Origin of the sequence: Paenibacillus glycanilyticus NBRC 16618 (assembly GCF_004000805.1) — a bacterium.
GTDB classification, from domain to species: Bacteria; Bacillota; Bacilli; order Paenibacillales; family Paenibacillaceae; genus Pristimantibacillus; species Pristimantibacillus glycanilyticus.
This window is the reverse complement of the sequence record NZ_BILY01000021.1, coordinates 31,634-50,018: the sequence shown is the minus strand read 5'-3', so window position 1 is coordinate 50,018 and position 18,385 is coordinate 31,634. Positions and strand designations below refer to the sequence as shown.

The following is an 18,385-nucleotide window of genomic DNA, read 5'->3' as shown; positions in this document are numbered from 1 at the left end:
GCGAGGAAGGACGCAGCCTAAGGGAATAGCTGAGGCAGGTCCTCCGTTCTGCCGCTGCTAATAAATTCGGACGGCGACAGGCCGACATGCTTCTTGAACATCCGAAAAAAATACGAGGGATCATAGTAGCCCAAGTATTGAGCGATATCCGCAACGGACATGTCGGAGTGGAGCAGGAGACGGCAGGCTTCATGCAGGCGCAGCTGATGCATATAGCGGATGGGAGCTTGGCCGAATACCTCTTTGAATAGAGCGGTGGTGTAATTCGGCGAGCGATGAATAAGCTTCCCAAGCTGCTCGATTTCCACATGCTCGCGGTAATGGTCCAGCAAATACTGCTTCACCAGCTGCGCGTAGAACATCTTGGCGGGAGTTACCTCCGGCTTCTCCAGCTCTCTTGCAAGCAGACCGATAAGCTCCTGCGTTAGTCCGAGGCCAATATAGGAGCGAAAGCTGCGGCCGCCCCTCATCTCTTCGAACAGCTTGATGAATCTGCGCTGCAAGTAATGGAGGTTGGACAGCCGGAAGCGAATAAATTCGCCCCGGTCAAGAAACGGGATACCCAGCTTGCTCCCGGGCTCCGTCGTAATCAAAACCGTATATTTCTGGTGAGGAAAGCCGGGTATGGTATCTCCGCTGCGAAGCGTGGATTGCGGGATGTACAGAAAATCTCCCCGTTCGGCAATAATCTCCTGCCCGTTAATGGTGTATTTCACTTTACCGTCCGTAACCAGAACAAGGACATGATAGCTGAGCACCTCGCTTTGGGTGCGCCAATTCGGAATGTGGTCGTCGAAATTTACGCTTAACAGCTGCAGCATGGGATCCCCGTCCTTTGCAGTGATTCTTATCAAATACTAGCAAAACTACCGATCCGGGTAAATGGCCGCGCAGAACTTCGCCCCTCATCGTATCGTTGAAATGTACATGGACAGGATGGAATGTACATCGACCTGACCGGAGCTCCAAACCTATAATACGGGTACAGCCATCATGGCAAACGGATTGAGGGAGAGGAGCAACATTATGAGAATTTTGCTGCTGGATTTGGATTCGACGAGGCCGGATCATCTGGGGTGCTACGGTTACCTCCGCCAAACATCTCCGAATATTGACCGGATCGCCGCCCAAGGTGTCCGCTTCGATAATTACTATACCTCCGATGCGCCTTGCTTCCCGTCGCGAACGGCTTTAATGACCGGGCGCTTCGGCATTCATAACGGAGTTGTCGGACATGGCGGGTCTGCGGCAGATGTTCGACATGAAGGCGAGTCACGGGATTTTCGCGACCGTCTTGCCTCCGAAAGCTTCCCGGCCTTGTTCAGGCAGGCGGGAATGCGTACCGCGCTTGTCAGCCCGTTTGGGGAGCGGCATTCCGCATGGACTTTTTATGCCGGCTTTAATGAGATCTACAATACGGGTAAAGGCGGAATGGAATCCGCGGAGGAGGTAACCCCCGTTGTCCTGGACTGGATTGACCGGAATGCGGAGCAGGATAACTGGATGCTGTACGTCAATTATTGGGATCCGCATACCCCGTACCGGGCCCCGGAATCGTTCGGCAATCCGTTTAAGGATGATCCGCTGCGGGAGTGGATTACGGACGAGGTGCTTGATAAGCATATGCGCAAGGTAGGGCCGCATAGCGCCAGCGAAATCAATATGTACGACAACGCCACATCGCCGAATTATCCGAGACATCCGGGAGATATCCGCAGCCGGGATGATCTGAGGCGCATGGTGGATGGCTACGATTGCGGCGTCCGCTTCATGGATGAGAACATCGGCCAATTATTTGCCTTGCTTGAGAAAAAGGGCGTCATGGAGGAGCTCGTCATCATTATTACGGCCGATCATGGCGAGAACATGGGCGAGCTTGGGATATACGGGGAGCATGGCACGGCCGATCAGGGAACCTGCCGGATTCCGATGATTATTCGCTGGCCGGGCATGCAGGAGGGAATCGTCGATAAAGGCCTCCATTACCATTTGGATCTGCCGCCAACGATAGCCGAGCTCCTCGGACGGAAGCCTATGCCAAGCTGGGACGGGTCGAGCTACGCGAAGGTGCTGCAGTCCGGCGAAGAGGCGGGACGAGAATATTTGGTTGTGTCGCAATGCGCGCATGTATGCCAGCGCAGCGTGCGGTTCGGCGATTGGCTCTACATCCGCACGTATCATGACGGCTACCATCTGTTCGACAAGGAAATGCTGTTCCATATTGCGGAGGACCCTCATGAGCAGATCAATCTTGCCGCGGAGCGGCCGGACCTGTGCAGGGAAGCGGTCTATTGGCTGAACGATTGGCATGACCGGATGATGGCCTCGATGCCTTACGACACCGATCCGCTGTGGACGGTCATGAAAGAGGGAGGTCCATATCATGCGAAGGGATCGCTCCCGCGCTACCTCGAGCGGCTTGAGCGGACGGGACGCGGTGATGCCGTGCCGGAGCTGATCCGCAGGCATCCTCGTGAATTTGAGGGGAAGGATAGGCTATAAAGCGAAAGAGACCAGCCTAACGTTAACATTTGTTGACGATGGACCGGTCTCTTTTTATATGTCTACGGTTACGTTGGATTTTGTCCAGTATAATAGCCCAATCAAGCGCGAAAGGAACCTCTACATTGGAGTTTATCCACTAGAATTAGAGAATTTAGTCTTTGGAGCATCCATTTGAGAGTTTAGACTGTATGAAATCCAATCTAGCCTCAAACGAAGTCCGTATGGGTTCAATTTTATTGGATGAAATCCAACGTAGCTTTGGTCAAGGTGCGCAAAGCCTGATAAAGCCGGGCGCAACCGGCTAGCTGGCCAAGCCGGACCGGCATAACCGGCAATACGCGCCTTGCGCGGCAGAGTAGTCCTGCAAGGCGGTTAATAAGCCCCGACCTTCGGCAAACTCTTGAAGTCTTGACCGGACGGGTTCTGGAAGACATGAAGACCAAACTCCGGCGCAACGGCCAGAATATGATCGAAGATATCCGATTGAACGCCTTCGTATACAGCCCAGTTAATATCGTTCGTGAAGGCGTAAATTTCGAGAGGCAGTCCATTCTCCGCGGGGGCGAGCTGTCTGACGATCCTCGTCATGCCTTTATGGATTTTGGGATGCTGCTCCACATACCGCTCGACATAAGCCCGGAACACGCCGATATTCGTCATGGCTCTGCCGTTCACCGAGACGGTAGGGTCAATCTCGTTTTCCAGGTTGTAATGCATGATTTCTTTTTCCTTATCCAGAATATACTCGCTTAGGAGATGAATCTTTTTGAATTTCCCGATCATTTCGGGCGTGCAGAAACCGATGCTGTTCATATCGATGTACACGGCCCGTTTAATGCGCCGGCCGCCGGCATCCTGCATGCCTCTCCAGTTCTTGAATGAGTCCGAAATAAGGGCATACGAAGGGATGGTGGTAATCGTCTTATCGAAGTTCTGCACCTTGACGGTATGCAGCGATATATCAATGATATCTCCGTCGGCTCCGTATTTGGGCATTTCAATCCAATCGCCTACCTGGACCATATCGTTCGTTGATAATTGAATGCCTGCAACCAGGCCAAGCAGCGAATCCTTAAAGATCAACAGCATAACGGCTGACAAGGCGCCAATTCCGCTGATAAGAATAACGGGGCTTTCGCCAATCAGGTTCGAGATGGCCAGAATGCCGCCAATAATGAACAGAAAGATTTTGACTACCTGAACGTATCCTTTGATGGGGCGGCTCCGGGAAATATCGTATGTTCTATAAATATCGTTAACCGCGTTTAGGAAAGCATCCAGCACCAACAGAACCACGATAATAAGATAGATCGTAATTCCCTTCAGAATAAGAGAATGGTAGGCCGAGAAGCTGAACGAGAAATAGTAAAGGATAATGGCGGGAACGATATGGGACAGCTTATGAAACACTTTGCGATCCAGCAAATAATTGTCCCAACGGTACCGGTTGTTCCGGATGTAATGGCTGACGATGCGCAGCACAACCTTTTTGGTTATAAAGTTGGCGGCTATGCTCACGATTCCCGCGATAATAACGATCGCAATACTAGCCAGATAGACAGACAAGTTAGTGCTAACTCCTAGTTCAACAAGCAAATCTTTAATGTAATTCATTACTCCTCCTTCAAATCCATAGAGCCCCTGGGGGCTTTTCTATTTTAAGATGGTACTGAAAGCCGGGCTTCCCGTCAACCTGCAGGCATGCTTGCAAAATAATACAAATATTCGGTTCCTCCTTGCATTCATGCCGCCCTGTCCTTATTGATAGGATAGTGGAAAAGGAGGGCTCGCTATGAAATTTCATACGAATCTGACGTTGGAAAACCGTAAGGAATAAACCCGGCCTGCAAGCTGTTGCTGATTCAATATAGTTTCGAAGAGCTTGGCGTAATTCGGGTCCAATTCTCGGCCAGCGGGAGCAATTTGCGGTCGCAAAGAGCGCTGGAGAAGATTGGGGCAGTGAGGGAAGGCGTGCTTCGAAGGCATCGAGTGGATGCGACGGATGGCGGAACGGTTCATGATAACGTGTTTTACAGCATTTTGGAGGAGGAGTGGCCTCTGGTTAGAGAGAAGCTTATTCAGGAAATGAATCTATTTTAATATAATGAATATATTTTATTTTGACATATTTGTTGCGGGCATAATATATTGGATGAAGTTGGAACTATTCCTTTAACTAATAGGAGTGAAACGACGATGAATCTATCTCTTATTCAGCCTGAATGGAAAGTAGAAAAGATCGAGGTTGCAACTCTTACGGGCGAGCGCGCGCGAAACGCGGGTTCAAACGGCAGGCTTGGCAATCACGGCAAGCATTGCTCGGTCCGTATCGCCCGCCTTACGATTGACGGGGAGACAGGGTATGGTCACACGGGATCGATGACCGAGGAGCTCGCGGAAGCCGCTCTAGGAATGAGGCTAATAGATCTGTTTGATTCGAACGGCCAAATTGTTGAGCCTTACCGCATTCCGCTCGAATACCCCATTCTGGACTGGCTGGGGCGCAGACTGAATACCCCCGTGTATGAATTGGTGTCCGCGGTTAACCGTGCTCCGGGATCTCCGCTAGTCGTACCCTGCTATGACACCTCTCTCTATTTTGACGACTTGCACTTGGCAAATGAGCGGGACGCGGTCGCGCTGCTGAAAGAGGAGGCTGCTCAAGGCTTCTCCAAAGGTCACCGCAACTTCAAGATTAAAGTTGGCCGCGGCGGCAGACATATGCCCGTGCTGGAAGGGACGAAGCGGGACATCGCCATTATTCACGGCGTTGCCGAGATTGCCGGACCCGAAGGGAAGATTATGATTGATGCCAACAACGCGTATAATCTCAATCTGACCAAGGAAGTGCTGGCAGCCGTCCAAGATGTGAATCTGCATTGGATTGAAGAGGCTTTCCACGAGGACGATGCCTTGTATGCCGACCTGAAGGCCTGGCTCCGGGAACGCGGGCAGAATGTGCTTATAGCCGACGGAGAAGGGCTTGCGTCTCCTCATCTCGTGAGCTGGGCGAAAAAAGGACTGGTTGACGTGCTCCAGTACGATGTGATTTATCCGGGCTTTACGCATTGGCTGGAGCTTGGCGCGGAGCTTGACCAGGCTGGACTGCGGTCGGCACCGCATTGCTACGGCAATGCATACGGCATTTATGCGCTTGGGCATATTGCGGCAGCGATTAACAACTTTGAATTTGTCGAATACGATGATATCGCGATAGAAGGAATGGACACGTCCGCATACCGGGTAGAGGACGGCAAGTTTTATGTACCGGACAAAGCGGGCTTTGGCCTCGAATTTGACGGGGAGCTGTTTGCAAGGCAGGTTCTGGCAAACGGCTGGAGCCGTTAACCCTATAACCTATAAGATCAGCGCCGCTAGCCTTTGCGGTACTGGTCTTTTTTTGCAAGATACGATCCTCTCTTGTCTGTCGGAATACGGTCATGGCGATTGACAAAGCTTATATCCTGTAATATATTGATTCCTCTTTGGATGGAAATACCTGTTAGCAATTATTTAAGAATATATAAACGAATGGACGGGCGGTGGATACTCATGAAGCTGGAGCGGTTGATCTCCATTATCTATAAGCTGCTGAATAACGATGTCCTGCCCGCCAATGCGCTGGCCGAGGAGTTCCAGGTATCCCAAAGAACGATTTACCGGGATATCGACGTCATCTGCGCGGCGGGCTTTCCGGTTGTCTCTTATCAGGGAAACAAGGGCGGCTTCGGCATGATGGAAGGCTTCAAGATGGATAAAAGCCTGCTTGGCTCCTATGACGTAAATGCTCTGGTGACGGTGCTGAAAGGCCTTTCCACCGTTTTCGAAGACGAGCGGGCGCAAGGGACAATCGAGAGACTGCAAACCGTTGGAACCGAGCGGCGGACTCCAAGTCTAGCCGTAGATTTCGAGACGCGCAGAACGGATCCCGAGACGCTGCCTTTACTGCGCGCGGCGATTACGGAGCGCAAAGTGATCCGGTTCGACTACATTAACGCGAAGAATGAACGGACCACCCGCGAACTGGAGCCGGTCAGGCTTCACTTCAAGTACGGCAGCTGGTATATTTACGGCTATTGCTTGACGCGCTGCGATTATCGGGAGTTCCGGTTATCCCGCATGGTGGAGGCGTTCCAGACGGAGCGTTGCTTTGAACCTCATCGGGAGGTGCCGGAGGAGGCTGGCCCTTTTGTCGGAGATCAGAGTCTGGTTGAGGATGTCGTGGTTAAGGTAGGGCCTGAAGCCTTGGCGGATGCGATGGATCAATTCGGCTACGTCCCGAAAACCTTCCATTCCGATGGCAGCATGACGATGCGGATTCCCGTATATAAGCCGGCTGAGGCAACCTGGCTGTGGTCGATCCTGCTTGGCTTTGGCAGCGGCGCGGAGGTGCTTGAGCCCTTGGAGCTTCGGGCCGTCATGAAAGAACAGCTTCGAAAAACGCTGAACCTTTATGAGTAGTATGACACACTGTTGTCATACTACTTTTTTTATACTGGCTGCATAACCAGTTAAAAGGAGTCGATGATCATGAAAAATTATCCGGCGGAAATGTTGAGCTATCACTTTTGGGCAAGCCAAACGATCCTGGGAAGAATCAAGGAGCTGCCGCCCGCTGTGCTGCATCAGGAAGTAAACAGCTCGTATCCGACGCTTGCTCATGCCCTTAACCATATTTATGTGGTAGATAAAATGTGGTATTTGGTGCTGAAGGGCATGGATATGGGGGCGGCGCTGCAGGTATGCATGCCGTTAAGCGGCCGTATTTTGGAGACGGTCGACGAATACATTCAGCTCTTTGCCGAGCTGGCAGGCCAATACAAGGAGTGGCTCGCAAGCGGGGTTGATGCGGAACAGGTTATTACGCTTAACAATCCCTATGCCGGAGTCCGCGAGACAAGTCTAGCTGAGATTATGCTGCATGCGGCTAATCATGGGTCCTATCACCGGGGTAATGTATCAACAATGCTGCGCCAGCTTGGTTATGCCTCCACGATGACCGACTACGCTCTTTACTGGTACCGGCAGCCTGTATCGGCTGCTCTGTAGAACCTTGCGACAAACCGGAATCGCCTATCTGTCCGAGCTTAACGGCTTGGAGATAGGCGATTCTCCGTTTAACCGCGAACCTGAAGGATGACATTTCCTTTCTTGCGTCCGGTCTCGACATACCGGTGTGCCTCAATCGTTTGTTCTAGCGGATAGCGCCGGTCGATGACGGGTTTGATTTTTCCGGCCTCGAAGAGCTCTTTGAGAAAAGCCAAATTCTCTTTCTTCTGCTTAAGTCCGGCAGCGGTAAAGATCGCCTTCTTGCCGCGGGACCTCGAAGTCCACAGCATGGACAGCATAGCCCCGCCGCTGGGAACGGTAGAAAGATAGATGCCTTGCGGCGTAAGGGAGCCTTTGCACTCGGAGTACGTACGCTTCCCTACCGCATCGAAAATAACGTCATACATCTGATCGCCCCGCGTGAAATCCTCCTTGGTATAATTGATAACCGTGTCCGCCCCCAAAGACTTCGCCAATTCAAAATTGTGGCTGCTGCATACGCCGGTCACTTCGGCCCCATAGTACTTGGCAAGCTGCAGGGCGTAAGCGCCAACCGCCCCGGATGCGCCGTTAATAAGCACTTTTTGCCCCGCTTGAACGTTGGCGCAATCCCGAAGAAAGATTAAGGCCGTTAAAGCTCCGTCGCATAGACCTGCGGCTTCATCGTAAGCCGCATTGCTTGGTTTAAGAAATACCGGCTGATCCTCGGGTAAACAGACGTATTCCGCGTAAGTTCCAAAGCGATGGGGGCTAATGCCGAATACCTGATCGCCTTTCTTGAACAAGGTTATATTCTTGCCTACCGAATCAACCTCGCCGGCAAACTCAACACCGAGGATCGGATGCTTGGGGTTTCTAAGGCCGTAGAGAAAACGGATGAAAAAAGGATCCGCTCTCCGGAAGGAGCAGTCGGAGGGGGTTACGACGGCCGCATATACTTTTATCCGTATTTCTTGCTCCTTGGGAGCGGGGATCTCTACATCCTTGAATTGAAGAACTTCCGGCGTTCCGTATTTCGCGCATACGATCGCTTTAATAAAAACTCCCCCTTAGCTGTTTTTACCAATTTATGCATAATGTAAATTAAACTATTCATAATGTCAAGTTAACTTTACACAAATGGGCCGCATCTTTGGCGTGTTTGGCATGATCTCGACTTCCATTTGGTTAAAAAAGATGACTTCCTTAGGATGAGGAAGTCATCTTTTTTTATGATCGATAGAAGAAGCTAAACCCTATATATTACATGTATTGTTAATTTAATGATATAAAATACAAGGAAAATGGTAAGATAAGGTGAGGATTTTGTAGAAATTTATCATAAAATGTCCTTTTAAAACCAATTAATGAGACTAATTTCCTCATTTTCTAATTTTAATGTCATGTATATTGACGTAAAGATTTGACCGCCCCTATAATGAGGTTGCGAACAATGGTAACACATTCCAATTAAATGTTCGTAATTAGAAAGAAGAACTGGGGAGTGGAGAGATGAAAAAGAAATGGTTTATTCAAACGGGGCTTGTGGCGGTTATGCTTAGCCTGCTGCTTGCAGCCTGCGGCAACAACAATGAAAAACCGGCATCCACGACAACCGAGAGCAGTGCGGCAGAAGCTTCAGGAGATACGATTAAAGTAGGGGTCCTGCATTCCTTGAGCGGTACGATGGCGATTAGCGAAGTATCCGTTCGCGATGCGGAAATGATGGCGATTGAAGAAATTAACGCGGCAGGCGGCGTGCTTGGCAAGAAGATCGAAGCGATCCAGGAGGATGGCGCATCCGACTGGCCGACTTTCGCCGAGAAGGCGCGCAAGCTGCTCTCCGAAGATAAAGTCGCAACGGTATTCGGAGGATGGACGTCCTCCAGCCGCAAAGCGATGAAGCCGGTGTTCGAGGAGCTTAACGGACTGCTCTGGTACCCGGTGCAATACGAAGGTCTCGAGGCTTCCCCTAACATCTTCTATACGGGCGCTACAACGAACCAGCAGATCGTTCCGGCCGTTGACTGGCTGCTGGAGAACCGCGGCAAGAAGTTCTACCTGCTTGGCTCGGACTACGTCTTCCCCCGTACGGCAAACCTGATCATCAAAGAGCAACTGAAGGCAAAAGGCGGCCAAATGGTCGGAGAAGAATATACGCCGCTTGGCCATACCGACTACAGCACGATTATAAGCAAGATCAAAGAAGCAAAGCCGGACGTTGTGTTTAACACGCTTAACGGCGACAGCAACGTAGCCTTCTTCAAGCAGCTGAAGGATGCGGGCATTACGTCTAAAGATATTACGACGTTGTCCGTATCGGTAGCGGAAGAGGAAATCCGAGGCATCGGCGTAGACGTGCTGCAAGGGCATCTGGCGGCATGGAACTACTATCAAACAACGGATACGCCGGCGAACAAGACGTTTGTCGAGAATTATAAGAAGAAATACGGCGAAGACCGCGTGACGGCTGATCCGATTGAAGCGGGCTACACCGCGGTATACCTGTGGAAGGCTGCGGTGGAGAAGGCAGGCTCGACCGACGTGGATAAAGTCAAAGCCGCGGCGAAGGATCTCGAATGGGATGCTCCGGAAGGCAAAGTGAAGATTGACGGCGAGAACCAGCATATTTACAAAACGGTTCGGATCGGCGAAGTGCAATCGGACGGACAGTTCAAAGAGCTGTGGAACTCCGGAGATGCGGTAATGCCGGATCCGTTCCTGAAAGGCTATGACTGGGCGGCAAGCATCAAGCCGACAGACTAACCGGCAGAAGTAGGCTGAACAGCAAGGATGAAGGGGGAGTATTCGACAGATTTATGGTTCGGATACTCTCCTTTTGTATAACCCCGAAGGAGTTGAAGGCATATGGAGGTCATTACCCTGCAGCTGTTTAACGGGCTGAGCGTCAGCTCGATCCTGCTGCTGATTGCGCTTGGCCTGGCCATTACGTTTGGACTGATGAAGGTCATCAATATGGCCCATGGCGAGCTCATTATGATTGGCGCTTACTCCACGTACTTGACGCAAAATATGTTTGAAGACTATTTGCCGAAGTCGATGTTCGATTGGTATTTCGTCCTCGCGATACCGGTCAGCTTCCTAATCGCCTTTGTATTTGGTCTAATCCTTGAGATGAGCCTGATCCGCTTTCTGTATGGCCGGCCGCTCGACAGCCTGCTCGCCACCTGGGGGGTTGGCCTCGTGCTGCAGCAGCTTGCGAGATCGATCTTTGGCGCGCCAAACGTTGCGGTGACGAGTCCAACCTGGCTGGATGGCGGGGTCAGCTTCCTTGGCGCGGTCCTTCCTTATAAAAGGCTGTTTATCATCGGGCTTGTTATCGTTACGCTGCTTGCGATGTACTTCTATATTTACCGCAGCCTGGAAGGACGCCGGATGCGGGCGGTTATGCAAAACCGCGATATGGCGGCATGCCTTGGCGTATCCACCCGCCGCGTTGACGCGATGACCTTTGCGATTGGTTCGGGAATTGCCGGTATCGCCGGCTGCGCGCTGACGCTGATTGGTCCGATTGGGCCGTCGCTTGGCACTTATTATATTGTCGATGCGTTTATGGTGGTTGTGCTTGGCGGAGTCGGCAAGCTGGTGGGCACCGTGCTTGGTGCGCTCGGAATTGGCGTCTTTAACACGATGTTCGAATATTGGACGAATGCATCGCTTGGCAAAGTGCTCGTGTTCCTCTGCATCGTTGCTTTCCTGCAATGGAGGCCGATGGGATTCGTCGCCATGCGTTCGCGTTCGCTTGATTCATAGAGAGAGGTGGGGAATCAAATGTTGACGATGCGAAATTTTTCTCCCCAGCGTTTATGGCTGCTTGCCTGTTATGTGGCTGCTGCCGCTGCGCTGTTCTCGGCTCCGCTCTATTTAAGCGACTTCCGACTAAACTTGCTCGCGAAGTTCCTGGCGTTTGCCATTGTTGCGCTTGGTCTGGATCTGATCTGGGGCTATACCGGTATTCTAAGCCTGGGGCACGGTATCTTTTTTGGACTTGGCGCCTATGCGATGGCGATGTATCTGAAGCTTGAGGCAAGCGGCGGGAAGCTGCCGGACTTTATGGGCTGGAGCGGATTAAGCGAGCTGCCGATCTTCTGGAAGCCGTTCGAGAACTTTGGCTTTGCGGTGCTGATGGGAATCCTCATCCCTGCTGCGTTGGCGCTGTTCTTGGGGTATTTCACCTTCCGGAACCGGATTCGCGGCGTGTACTTCACTATTCTTACGCAAGCTCTCGTTATTATTACGACAACGCTGCTTGTCGGACAGCAAGCCTATACGGGAGGAACTAACGGCGTTACGGGCTTTAGCAAAATATTAGGCGAGCCGATTGCTTCGCCGGATACGAAGCGGATGCTGTATTGGGTGACGGCAGCCGTGCTGGTGGCGGTGTTTATCCTATGCCGTTATGTGGTGAAAAGCCGGTTCGGCAAGGTGCTTCGCGCGATCCGGGACGGGGAGAACCGGGTCCGGTTCATCGGGTACAATCCGGCCGTCTACCAGATGGTAGTGTTTACGATGTCGGCGGCTATCGCCGGTATCGCGGGAATGCTGTTTGTGCTGCATGTCGGCATAATCTCGCCTTCCATGATGGGAATCGTGCCTTCGATTGAGATGGTACTGTGGGTTGCGATCGGCGGCCGCGGAACCTTGATCGGAGCCGTGCTTGGGGCAGTACTGATGAATTGGGCAAAAAGTGAATTCAGCACTACCTATCCGCAAGGATGGACGTATTTCCTTGGCGGCGTGTTTATTCTGGTTGTTGTGTTCCTGCCTAACGGGGTGGCTGGTCTTGCCGCCAAGTTGAAGTTCCGCAAGAAGAAAGAGGAGAGGAGTGAGCCGGAGCATGAGCGAGTCGAGTATCCTGCAATGTAATGAGGTGACGGTAGCCTTTGACGGCTTCAAGGCGATTCAGGGAATGAGCCTGCATTTGCGGAAAGGGGAGCTCCGGTTCCTCATTGGGCCCAACGGTGCCGGCAAAACAACGATGCTGGACGTGATCTGCGGCAAAGTAAAGCCTACGGCGGGGACGGTTACCTTCAAGCAGTCCATCGATATCGCGAAGAAAAAAGAACATCAGATCGCCGAGCTTGGCATCGGCCGCAAGTTCCAGGCGCCGTCGATTTTTCCGTCGATGACGGTGTTTGAGAATCTCGAGATTGCCATGCGCCAGAAGCGCGGCGTATTTACGGTGCTGTTCGCCCGGATGAAAGCGGAGGAGCGGGAACGAATCGAGCGGCAGCTTGAGATGATTGGGCTGCAGGATAAGGCGGATTGGCGGGCAGGCGGCTTATCGCATGGCGAGAAGCAATGGCTCGAGATTGGCATGATGCTGCTGCAGGAGCCGGAGGTGCTGCTGCTGGATGAACCGGTAGCGGGCATGACGGATAAGGAAACGGACAAGACGGGCGAGCTGCTGATCGAGATCGCCCGTCAACGCTCGATTGTGGTTGTGGAGCATGACATGGAGTTTGTCCGCAACTTCGCAAGCAAAGTGACGGTTATGCATGAAGGAAAGCTGCTGAAGGAAGGCTCGATGGAAGAAGTGCAGGGGGATGATCGAGTGGCGGAAGTATATCTCGGGAAAAGGAGGGATGCGGATGCTAGCCGTTCAACAGCTTGAAGCGGGATACGGGGAAAGCGTGATTTTGCGTGATGTAACACTGAGAGTGGAACCGGGGCAGGTCGTCTGCCTGCTCGGGCGTAACGGCGTTGGGAAGACAACGCTGATGAAAAGCATCATGGGACTGCTCAAGGCGCGGAAAGGAACCGTTGCCTACAACGGGCATGAGCTGACGAAGGCCGCGCCGGGGCGCCGCGCGAAGAGCGGAATCGGCTATGTACCGCAAGGGCGCGAGATCTTCGGGCAGCTAACCGTATACGAGAATATATTGGTTGGCCTTGAGGCCGCGCGCGAGAAGATGGCGGCCCGCTCTATTCCGGAGGAAGCGATCGCCAAGTTCCCGGTGCTGCCCACAATGTATAACCGGCGCGGCGGGGACCTGAGCGGCGGTCAGCAGCAGCAGCTGGCGTTCGCGCGGGCGCTCGCCTCAAAGCCGGATCTGCTGCTGCTCGATGAGCCATGCGAAGGCATTCAGCCCTCTATCGTGGACGACATCCGCGATGTTATCCGCTCCATCAAGGCGGACGGCAAGACTTCGATTCTGCTCGTCGAGCAGAGCCTCGATTTCGTGAAAAGCGTCGGCGACTACTTCTACGTGCTGGATAAGGGGGCAATTGCCTGGGAAGGCGGCCTAGAGGATTTAAGCGACGAAGTGATAAAGAAGTATTTGACGGTGTGAGTGGGCGGAATGGGCTGGAGCGGCTGCAGCTGTAAGAAAGGTCTAGCAGGCTGCAGGCTGCAGCCTAGCTTGCAAGCTGGGTTGCGTTGCACAAAATTTCAGGATATTTGCCCGAATCGGGCGGTATTGGCGAAATGGATTGCATAAAATACATGATATTTCGCTAATTTGGGTCCCAATTGGCCTCGTTTTCTCTAATATCCTGCACTTCGTGCAGGATATTTTCCATTCACGAGCTAAATCGCATGATTTTACTGCATTTTGTACAACGTCGGCGAACCGGCTGCGTTTCAAGCCATCCTTAACCCTCTATCAGTTCCAAAGGCAAAAAGGCATATTCACCGTTTCTAACAATGCTGCCTTTCCTAACTGGGATGGGATGCTTGAACAGAGGGCCGTCGATAACGGTGGTGTGGAATTCGCCGCCTTCTCCGCAAGGGTCAATGCCGCGGGCCAGCAGCTCCTGTATGTAGTCGTGAGTCAATGCGCGTCCCAAATCCTCTTCCTTCATCCCTAACGATAAATTGACGGTGACGACAATGGAAATGAATCCGAGGTTAACAAACTCCTCAACAGCCTCTAGATGATCCATTTGCCATAACGGCATCCCCAGCTTTAGGCTGGCGATTTGGGTGACCTTGTCATGCCAGCAATCTTGGACAGGCATATCCAAGTCTCCCGTGACTAACGCTTCTGCGCCTTCATGCTTGGCCTGTTTCAGTAGAGCTATAAATTCCTTTTCGTAATCCTCCCAGCTTGCGGCCGCTGTATACACGGGTAAACCGATGGATTCCGCTTGGGCGCGGATGAGCTTCGGAGGCATGCCATGAGATCTGGAGCGTTTCCCTTCCTCCTCCATCATAACGATAAGCCCAATCGGTTCTCCAACCTGCATGGACTTATACAGGGCAAGGGTGCTGTCTTTTCCTCCGCTAAATGAAGCTATGAATTTATGCCCGTGGGCGCCGTTTTTCCAGTTCACCGTTTCTTTCATTCCAAAGATCTCCTTCCATTCCTGCTTAGTGAATTGTAACATGATTTGCCGTCCCGGGCCGCATAGGTACGTTGGATTTCCTCCAATGAAATCGGGATAAAAGGAGAGAAACCGAGGCTACGATGGATTCGCTCCAGTATAAGGGGCAAGAAAGAGCTATAGTCGCCAAAATGAGCTGAATATACTGCATAAAATCCAATGTAGATCGAGTTAACGGGCAAAAATGTCCCATTACGCTGTACGAAATCCAATGTAAGTCGCCATGCAGCATCCATGGAATCAAAAAAAGGGTTATCCCGGTCATGTTATGACTCGTCGGATAACCCTTTTTTAAACGCAAGCTAACGAACCTACTTCATCCCCGAGATCGAGAAGTTCTCGATGATATGTCTTTGGAAGATGATAAAGATGACGATAATCGGGATGACCATAAAGGTGGAGCCGGCCATCTGGAGCGCGAAGTTGCCGCCGTATTGTCCTTTGAGCAAGGTCAGGCCAACGGACAAGGTGTACAGCTTCTCGTCGTTCGCGATAATAAGCGGCCAGATAAAGCTGTTCCAGCCGGCGATAAAAGCGAGAATGCCCTGTACCGCAAGGATAGGCTTCGAGATCGGAAGCACGATCTGCATGAAGGTACGGAATTCGCTTGCGCCGTCCAGGCGCGTAGCTTCGAGCAGCTCATCCGGAATCGTCTGCATGAACTGGCGGAACAGGAAGATGCCGAAGGCGCCGACCAGACCCGGCAGGATAATACCCGCCATCGTATTGGTCAAGTGCATCTCGTTCAGAATCAGGTAGATCGGAATCATTGTAACCTGACCGGGAATCATCATGGTAGCCAGTACGAGATAGAAGAGGGCGCTGCCGCCCTTGAATTTATATTTCGCGAACCCGAAGCCGGCCATGGCGTTCAGGAACAGGCCAACAAAGGAGAACACGACGATGATCAGCGTGTTTTTCAAGTAAACGCCAAAGTTCATTTCGGTGAACAGGTGTCTGAAGTTATCAAACGTAGCATCTACGGGCAGGAAGGTAGGCGGGATATTCTGCATCTCCGCTTCCGACTTGAAGGCGGAGAGGATCATCCATATAAAAGGCAGGATGACCAGGATTCCGCCTATGGTGAGCAGCGCGCCAAGGGCCCATTTCAGCGCCAGGTCGTTCTTGGCTGCGCCGGATCCAGATTTTGCATGTGCGCTCATTTGTTCACCTCCTAATTATAGATCCGTATCTTTGCCCTGCAGCTTGAACTGCAAGAGCGTGATGAGAATGATTGCAAAGAACAGGACGAACGAACCGGCAGCCGAGTAGCCGAAGTGGCTGAGCTGGAAGCCGTTGTGATAGATAAACAAAGCCACGGAGGTCGTGCTGTCCAGCGGACCGCCATCCGTCATAATAAACGGCTCTTCGAAGAATTGAAGCCAGCCGATCATCGTCGTAATGGACACGAAGAAGATCGCGAAACGAAGCATCGGAATCGTAATGTACATCAGCTGCCGGAAGTTGCCGGCACCGTCGAGCTGAGCCGCTTCGTAATAAGACTTCGGAATGCCTTGCAGCGCCGCGATAAAGATGATCATGTTCAGACCAATCCCGCGCCATGCGCCCATGATAATGAGCGAGATTTTCGCCATGATTGGATCCTGGAGCCAAGGTACGGCTGGCAGATTAACGGCATCAAGCAAATAGTTCAGCAGGCCAAAGATAGGGTTATACAACAATGTCCATACAACCGCGACCGCAACCACGTTCGTAACGGAAGGCATGTAGTAAATGACGCGGAAGGCGTTAAAGATCCGGTTGCCTCCGAAGTTAACGATAATAGCAATGAGAAGGGAGCCGATCAGAATAAGCGGCACACCGATAACGACGTAAAACAATGTATTTAAGATGGACTTGCCGAACACGGGATCAGCCAATACGTCCACATAATTGTCGAGTCCAACGAATGAAATATTCGACCAGTCGGCAAGACCGGCAAGGTCCATGTTCGTAAAGCTGATAACAAGAGCGACGACAATCGGTAACAATGAAAACAGTATTAGTAAAATAAGCGCGGGAGCGATAAAGAAATAAGGCGCTTTACTCTGAGAATATCCTTTCATCCATGCTTCCTTTCCTTTGCGCTTCTACCGCAAAAATTAATGGCAAAACATAACCGGCAGCGTTTCTGTTTAGGTTCAGAAGTGCTGCCGGTGCTTGCTTGCATTCCAAGTTGCTGCTGTTACTTGCTCAGAATATCGGTAGCTTTCTTGTTAAAGCTGTTCATTTCGTCTTGCGTCTTCGATTGGCCGCGGTAGATCTTCTCGAACGAGTTCAGTGCTTCTTGCGCAACTTGCTCCCAAGGCTTCAGGAGCGGCATTGGCTCGGAGCTCTTCATTTGCTCGCCGATTACTTTCAGGTTTGGATCGCTGGTCAACGCTGGATCTTCCCATGCTTTCTTCGTGGAAGGCAATGCGTTTGCAAGCTCAAGCCATTTGAGCTGGGTTTCAGGCTTGCTCATGTAAGCAAGGAATTTCATCGCTTCTTCTTTATGGTCGGTATATTGGAAGACGGACAGGTTGGAGCCGCCTAGTGCCGAGATGTTGTTTTCTTTTGCAGGAAGAACCGCAGTAGCCCATTTGCCTTTCAGTTCGGGAGCTTGATCGTTAATCAGCTTAATCATCCAAGGACCGCTGATGAACATTGGCAGGATTCCGTCGCCTTTGAAGCCGGCTACGATGTCGATGCCCAGGTCAAGCGGAGCGTCACCGTCTTTGAAGAAGCTGTTCAGGTAGTCAACCGCTTCTACGAATTTCGGCTCGTTGAACAGCGGCTTGTTGCCGTCGATCAGCTTGGAGCCGTTCTGGCGAGCGAACATGAACATAAGAGTCTGTTCTTTTACGTCAAGGCTGATGCCGTATTTGCCCGTGCCGCGTGCCTTCAGCTTGTCCGCCGCGTCTTTCAGCTCATCCCAAGTTTTAGGCGCTTGGTCGTAGCCGACTTCCTTCAACAGATCCGTGCGGTAGTAAAGAACGCGAGTATCGATATACCAAGGTACGCCTACGGTTTTGCCGTCGTATTTCGTTGTATTCAAGGAACCGTCATAGAAGTTGCTGTCCGCAAGCTCCGGGTAGTTAGCGATATCGGAGGACAGGTCCATCAATGCGCCGGCGTTAGCGAACTCCGGAATCCATGTTGTACCCATTTGCACAACGTCCGGGCCTTTTTTCGACGCAACAGCCGTCAGCAGCTTGTCATGCGCCGTGTCCCATGGAAGCGGCTGAACATTGATTTTGATGTCCGGATTTTCGGCTTCGAATTGCTCGGCGATTTTCGGAAGGGATTTAGCTTCTTCGCCCATGCCCCATACATTAAGAGTAACTTTGCCTTTGCTGCCTTTGCCCGTGTTGCCTTGATCCGCGGTGTTGTTGTCTGCTTTATTTCCGCCGCAAGCGGACAGAATGCCCATGAGCAGAACGGAGCCTGCGAGCGTAGCGGTAAGAGATTTTTTGAATGTCATAATAAAAACAAGACCTCCCCATGTTGTCGGTTGTTAAAAAAT

The 18,385-nt window shown here is 51.8% G+C and carries 17 protein-coding genes; 10 read left to right on the top strand and 7 right to left on the bottom strand.

The window, feature by feature from the left end:
• Nucleotides 1-17 precede the first annotated feature (17 nt).
• A complete protein-coding gene (locus tag PGL01S_RS17625) occupies nt 18-821 on the bottom strand; it encodes a helix-turn-helix domain-containing protein (protein ID WP_127495891.1) in 804 nt (267 codons plus the stop codon).
• 205 nt (nt 822-1,026) lie between these two features.
• Between PGL01S_RS17625 and PGL01S_RS17620 the strand changes: the two genes are divergently transcribed.
• Nucleotides 1,027-2,502: a sulfatase family protein gene (locus PGL01S_RS17620; protein ID WP_127495890.1), complete on the top strand. Its 1,476-nt coding sequence runs from the start codon at nt 1,027-1,029 to the stop codon at nt 2,500-2,502.
• 375 nt (nt 2,503-2,877) lie between these two features.
• Here PGL01S_RS17620 and PGL01S_RS17615 read toward each other — a convergent pair whose 3' ends face one another.
• Nucleotides 2,878-4,119, bottom strand: coding sequence for a mechanosensitive ion channel family protein (locus PGL01S_RS17615; RefSeq protein ID WP_127495889.1), 1,242 nt, complete (start codon nt 4,117-4,119; stop codon nt 2,878-2,880).
• Nucleotides 4,120-4,428: 309 nt separating this feature from the next.
• On the opposite strand from PGL01S_RS17615, the gene PGL01S_RS17610 reads away from it, so the two are divergent.
• From PGL01S_RS17610 to PGL01S_RS17595, 4 genes are all read left to right on the top strand, one after another.
• Nucleotides 4,429-4,605, top strand: coding sequence for a GNAT family N-acetyltransferase (locus PGL01S_RS17610; RefSeq protein ID WP_127495888.1), 177 nt, complete (start codon nt 4,429-4,431; stop codon nt 4,603-4,605).
• A gap of 96 nt (nt 4,606-4,701) precedes the next feature.
• Nucleotides 4,702-5,853: an enolase C-terminal domain-like protein gene (locus PGL01S_RS17605; protein WP_127495887.1), complete on the top strand. Its 1,152-nt coding sequence runs from the start codon at nt 4,702-4,704 to the stop codon at nt 5,851-5,853.
• Between the two features lie 204 nt (nt 5,854-6,057).
• Nucleotides 6,058-6,966, top strand: coding sequence for a helix-turn-helix transcriptional regulator (locus tag PGL01S_RS17600; protein WP_127495886.1), 909 nt, complete (start codon nt 6,058-6,060; stop codon nt 6,964-6,966).
• 69 nt (nt 6,967-7,035) lie between these two features.
• The gene (locus PGL01S_RS17595) at nt 7,036-7,554 is read left to right on the top strand and encodes a DinB family protein (protein WP_127495885.1); all 519 of its coding nucleotides are present in this window, start codon (nt 7,036-7,038) and stop codon (nt 7,552-7,554) included.
• 68 nt (nt 7,555-7,622) lie between these two features.
• On the opposite strand, the gene PGL01S_RS17590 is transcribed toward PGL01S_RS17595, so the two are convergent.
• Nucleotides 7,623-8,591, bottom strand: coding sequence for an NAD(P)-dependent alcohol dehydrogenase (locus PGL01S_RS17590; RefSeq protein WP_127495884.1), 969 nt, complete (start codon nt 8,589-8,591; stop codon nt 7,623-7,625).
• A 454-nt stretch (nt 8,592-9,045) separates the two neighbouring features.
• Between PGL01S_RS17590 and urtA the strand changes: the two genes are divergently transcribed.
• The 5 genes from urtA to urtE all read left to right on the top strand — a co-directional run bounded on the left by urtA (nt 9,046) and on the right by urtE (nt 13,847).
• Nucleotides 9,046-10,299: an urea ABC transporter substrate-binding protein gene (urtA, locus tag PGL01S_RS17585; RefSeq protein WP_127495883.1), complete on the top strand. Its 1,254-nt coding sequence runs from the start codon at nt 9,046-9,048 to the stop codon at nt 10,297-10,299.
• A gap of 102 nt (nt 10,300-10,401) precedes the next feature.
• A complete protein-coding gene (gene urtB, locus PGL01S_RS17580) occupies nt 10,402-11,307 on the top strand; it encodes an urea ABC transporter permease subunit UrtB (protein ID WP_127495882.1) in 906 nt (301 codons plus the stop codon).
• 18 nt (nt 11,308-11,325) lie between these two features.
• Nucleotides 11,326-12,420 carry an urea ABC transporter permease subunit UrtC gene (urtC, locus tag PGL01S_RS17575; RefSeq protein WP_127495881.1) on the top strand — a complete coding sequence of 365 codons (1,095 nt, stop codon included), beginning with the start codon at nt 11,326-11,328 and terminating at the stop codon, nt 12,418-12,420.
• Nucleotides 12,392-13,168 (top strand): urea ABC transporter ATP-binding protein UrtD, encoded by a 777-nt coding sequence (urtD, locus tag PGL01S_RS17570; RefSeq protein ID WP_127495880.1) that lies wholly within the window; start codon nt 12,392-12,394, stop codon nt 13,166-13,168. The genes urtC and urtD overlap by 29 nt, the downstream gene beginning before the upstream one ends.
• Complete coding sequence (gene urtE, locus PGL01S_RS17565) at nt 13,146-13,847, top strand: urea ABC transporter ATP-binding subunit UrtE (RefSeq protein ID WP_127495879.1); 702 nt, start codon at nt 13,146-13,148, stop codon at nt 13,845-13,847. Before urtD ends, urtE begins: the two co-directional genes overlap by 23 nt.
• Nucleotides 13,848-14,148: 301 nt before the next feature.
• Here urtE and PGL01S_RS17560 read toward each other — a convergent pair whose 3' ends face one another.
• The 4 genes from PGL01S_RS17560 to PGL01S_RS17545 all read right to left on the bottom strand — a co-directional run bounded on the left by PGL01S_RS17560 (nt 14,149) and on the right by PGL01S_RS17545 (nt 18,343).
• The gene (locus PGL01S_RS17560) at nt 14,149-14,841 is read right to left on the bottom strand and encodes a Dph6-related ATP pyrophosphatase (RefSeq protein WP_127495878.1); all 693 of its coding nucleotides are present in this window, start codon (nt 14,839-14,841) and stop codon (nt 14,149-14,151) included.
• A gap of 350 nt (nt 14,842-15,191) precedes the next feature.
• Nucleotides 15,192-16,043 carry a carbohydrate ABC transporter permease gene (locus PGL01S_RS17555; protein WP_174806575.1) on the bottom strand — a complete coding sequence of 284 codons (852 nt, stop codon included), beginning with the start codon at nt 16,041-16,043 and terminating at the stop codon, nt 15,192-15,194.
• Nucleotides 16,044-16,058: 15 nt separating this feature from the next.
• Nucleotides 16,059-16,946, bottom strand: a complete 888-nt coding sequence (locus PGL01S_RS17550; RefSeq protein ID WP_012772565.1) for a carbohydrate ABC transporter permease — start codon at nt 16,944-16,946, stop codon at nt 16,059-16,061.
• 119 nt (nt 16,947-17,065) lie between these two features.
• Nucleotides 17,066-18,343, bottom strand: a complete 1,278-nt coding sequence (locus PGL01S_RS17545; protein WP_127495877.1) for a sugar ABC transporter substrate-binding protein — start codon at nt 18,341-18,343, stop codon at nt 17,066-17,068.
• Nucleotides 18,344-18,385 lie beyond the last annotated feature (42 nt).

What these genes read in the sequence shown, in the direction of transcription:
- PGL01S_RS17625 (WP_127495891.1), bottom strand. Translation starts at nt 821, where the DNA reads ATGCTGCAGCTGTTAAGCGTAAATTTCGACGACCACATTCCGAATTGG.
- PGL01S_RS17620 (WP_127495890.1), top strand. Translation starts at nt 1,027, where the DNA reads ATGAGAATTTTGCTGCTGGATTTGGATTCGACGAGGCCGGATCATCTG.
- PGL01S_RS17615 (WP_127495889.1), bottom strand. Translation starts at nt 4,119, where the DNA reads ATGAATTACATTAAAGATTTGCTTGTTGAACTAGGAGTTAGCACTAAC.
- PGL01S_RS17605 (WP_127495887.1), top strand. Translation starts at nt 4,702, where the DNA reads ATGAATCTATCTCTTATTCAGCCTGAATGGAAAGTAGAAAAGATCGAG.
- PGL01S_RS17600 (WP_127495886.1), top strand. Translation starts at nt 6,058, where the DNA reads ATGAAGCTGGAGCGGTTGATCTCCATTATCTATAAGCTGCTGAATAAC.
- PGL01S_RS17595 (WP_127495885.1), top strand. Translation starts at nt 7,036, where the DNA reads ATGAAAAATTATCCGGCGGAAATGTTGAGCTATCACTTTTGGGCAAGC.
- urtA (WP_127495883.1), top strand. Translation starts at nt 9,046, where the DNA reads ATGAAAAAGAAATGGTTTATTCAAACGGGGCTTGTGGCGGTTATGCTT.
- urtB (WP_127495882.1), top strand. Translation starts at nt 10,402, where the DNA reads ATGGAGGTCATTACCCTGCAGCTGTTTAACGGGCTGAGCGTCAGCTCG.
- urtC (WP_127495881.1), top strand. Translation starts at nt 11,326, where the DNA reads ATGTTGACGATGCGAAATTTTTCTCCCCAGCGTTTATGGCTGCTTGCC.
- urtD (WP_127495880.1), top strand. Translation starts at nt 12,392, where the DNA reads ATGAGCGAGTCGAGTATCCTGCAATGTAATGAGGTGACGGTAGCCTTT.
- urtE (WP_127495879.1), top strand. Translation starts at nt 13,146, where the DNA reads ATGCTAGCCGTTCAACAGCTTGAAGCGGGATACGGGGAAAGCGTGATT.
- PGL01S_RS17560 (WP_127495878.1), bottom strand. Translation starts at nt 14,841, where the DNA reads ATGAAAGAAACGGTGAACTGGAAAAACGGCGCCCACGGGCATAAATTC.
- PGL01S_RS17555 (WP_174806575.1), bottom strand. Translation starts at nt 16,043, where the DNA reads ATGAGCGCACATGCAAAATCTGGATCCGGCGCAGCCAAGAACGACCTG.
- PGL01S_RS17550 (WP_012772565.1), bottom strand. Translation starts at nt 16,946, where the DNA reads ATGAAAGGATATTCTCAGAGTAAAGCGCCTTATTTCTTTATCGCTCCC.
- PGL01S_RS17545 (WP_127495877.1), bottom strand. Translation starts at nt 18,343, where the DNA reads ATGACATTCAAAAAATCTCTTACCGCTACGCTCGCAGGCTCCGTTCTG.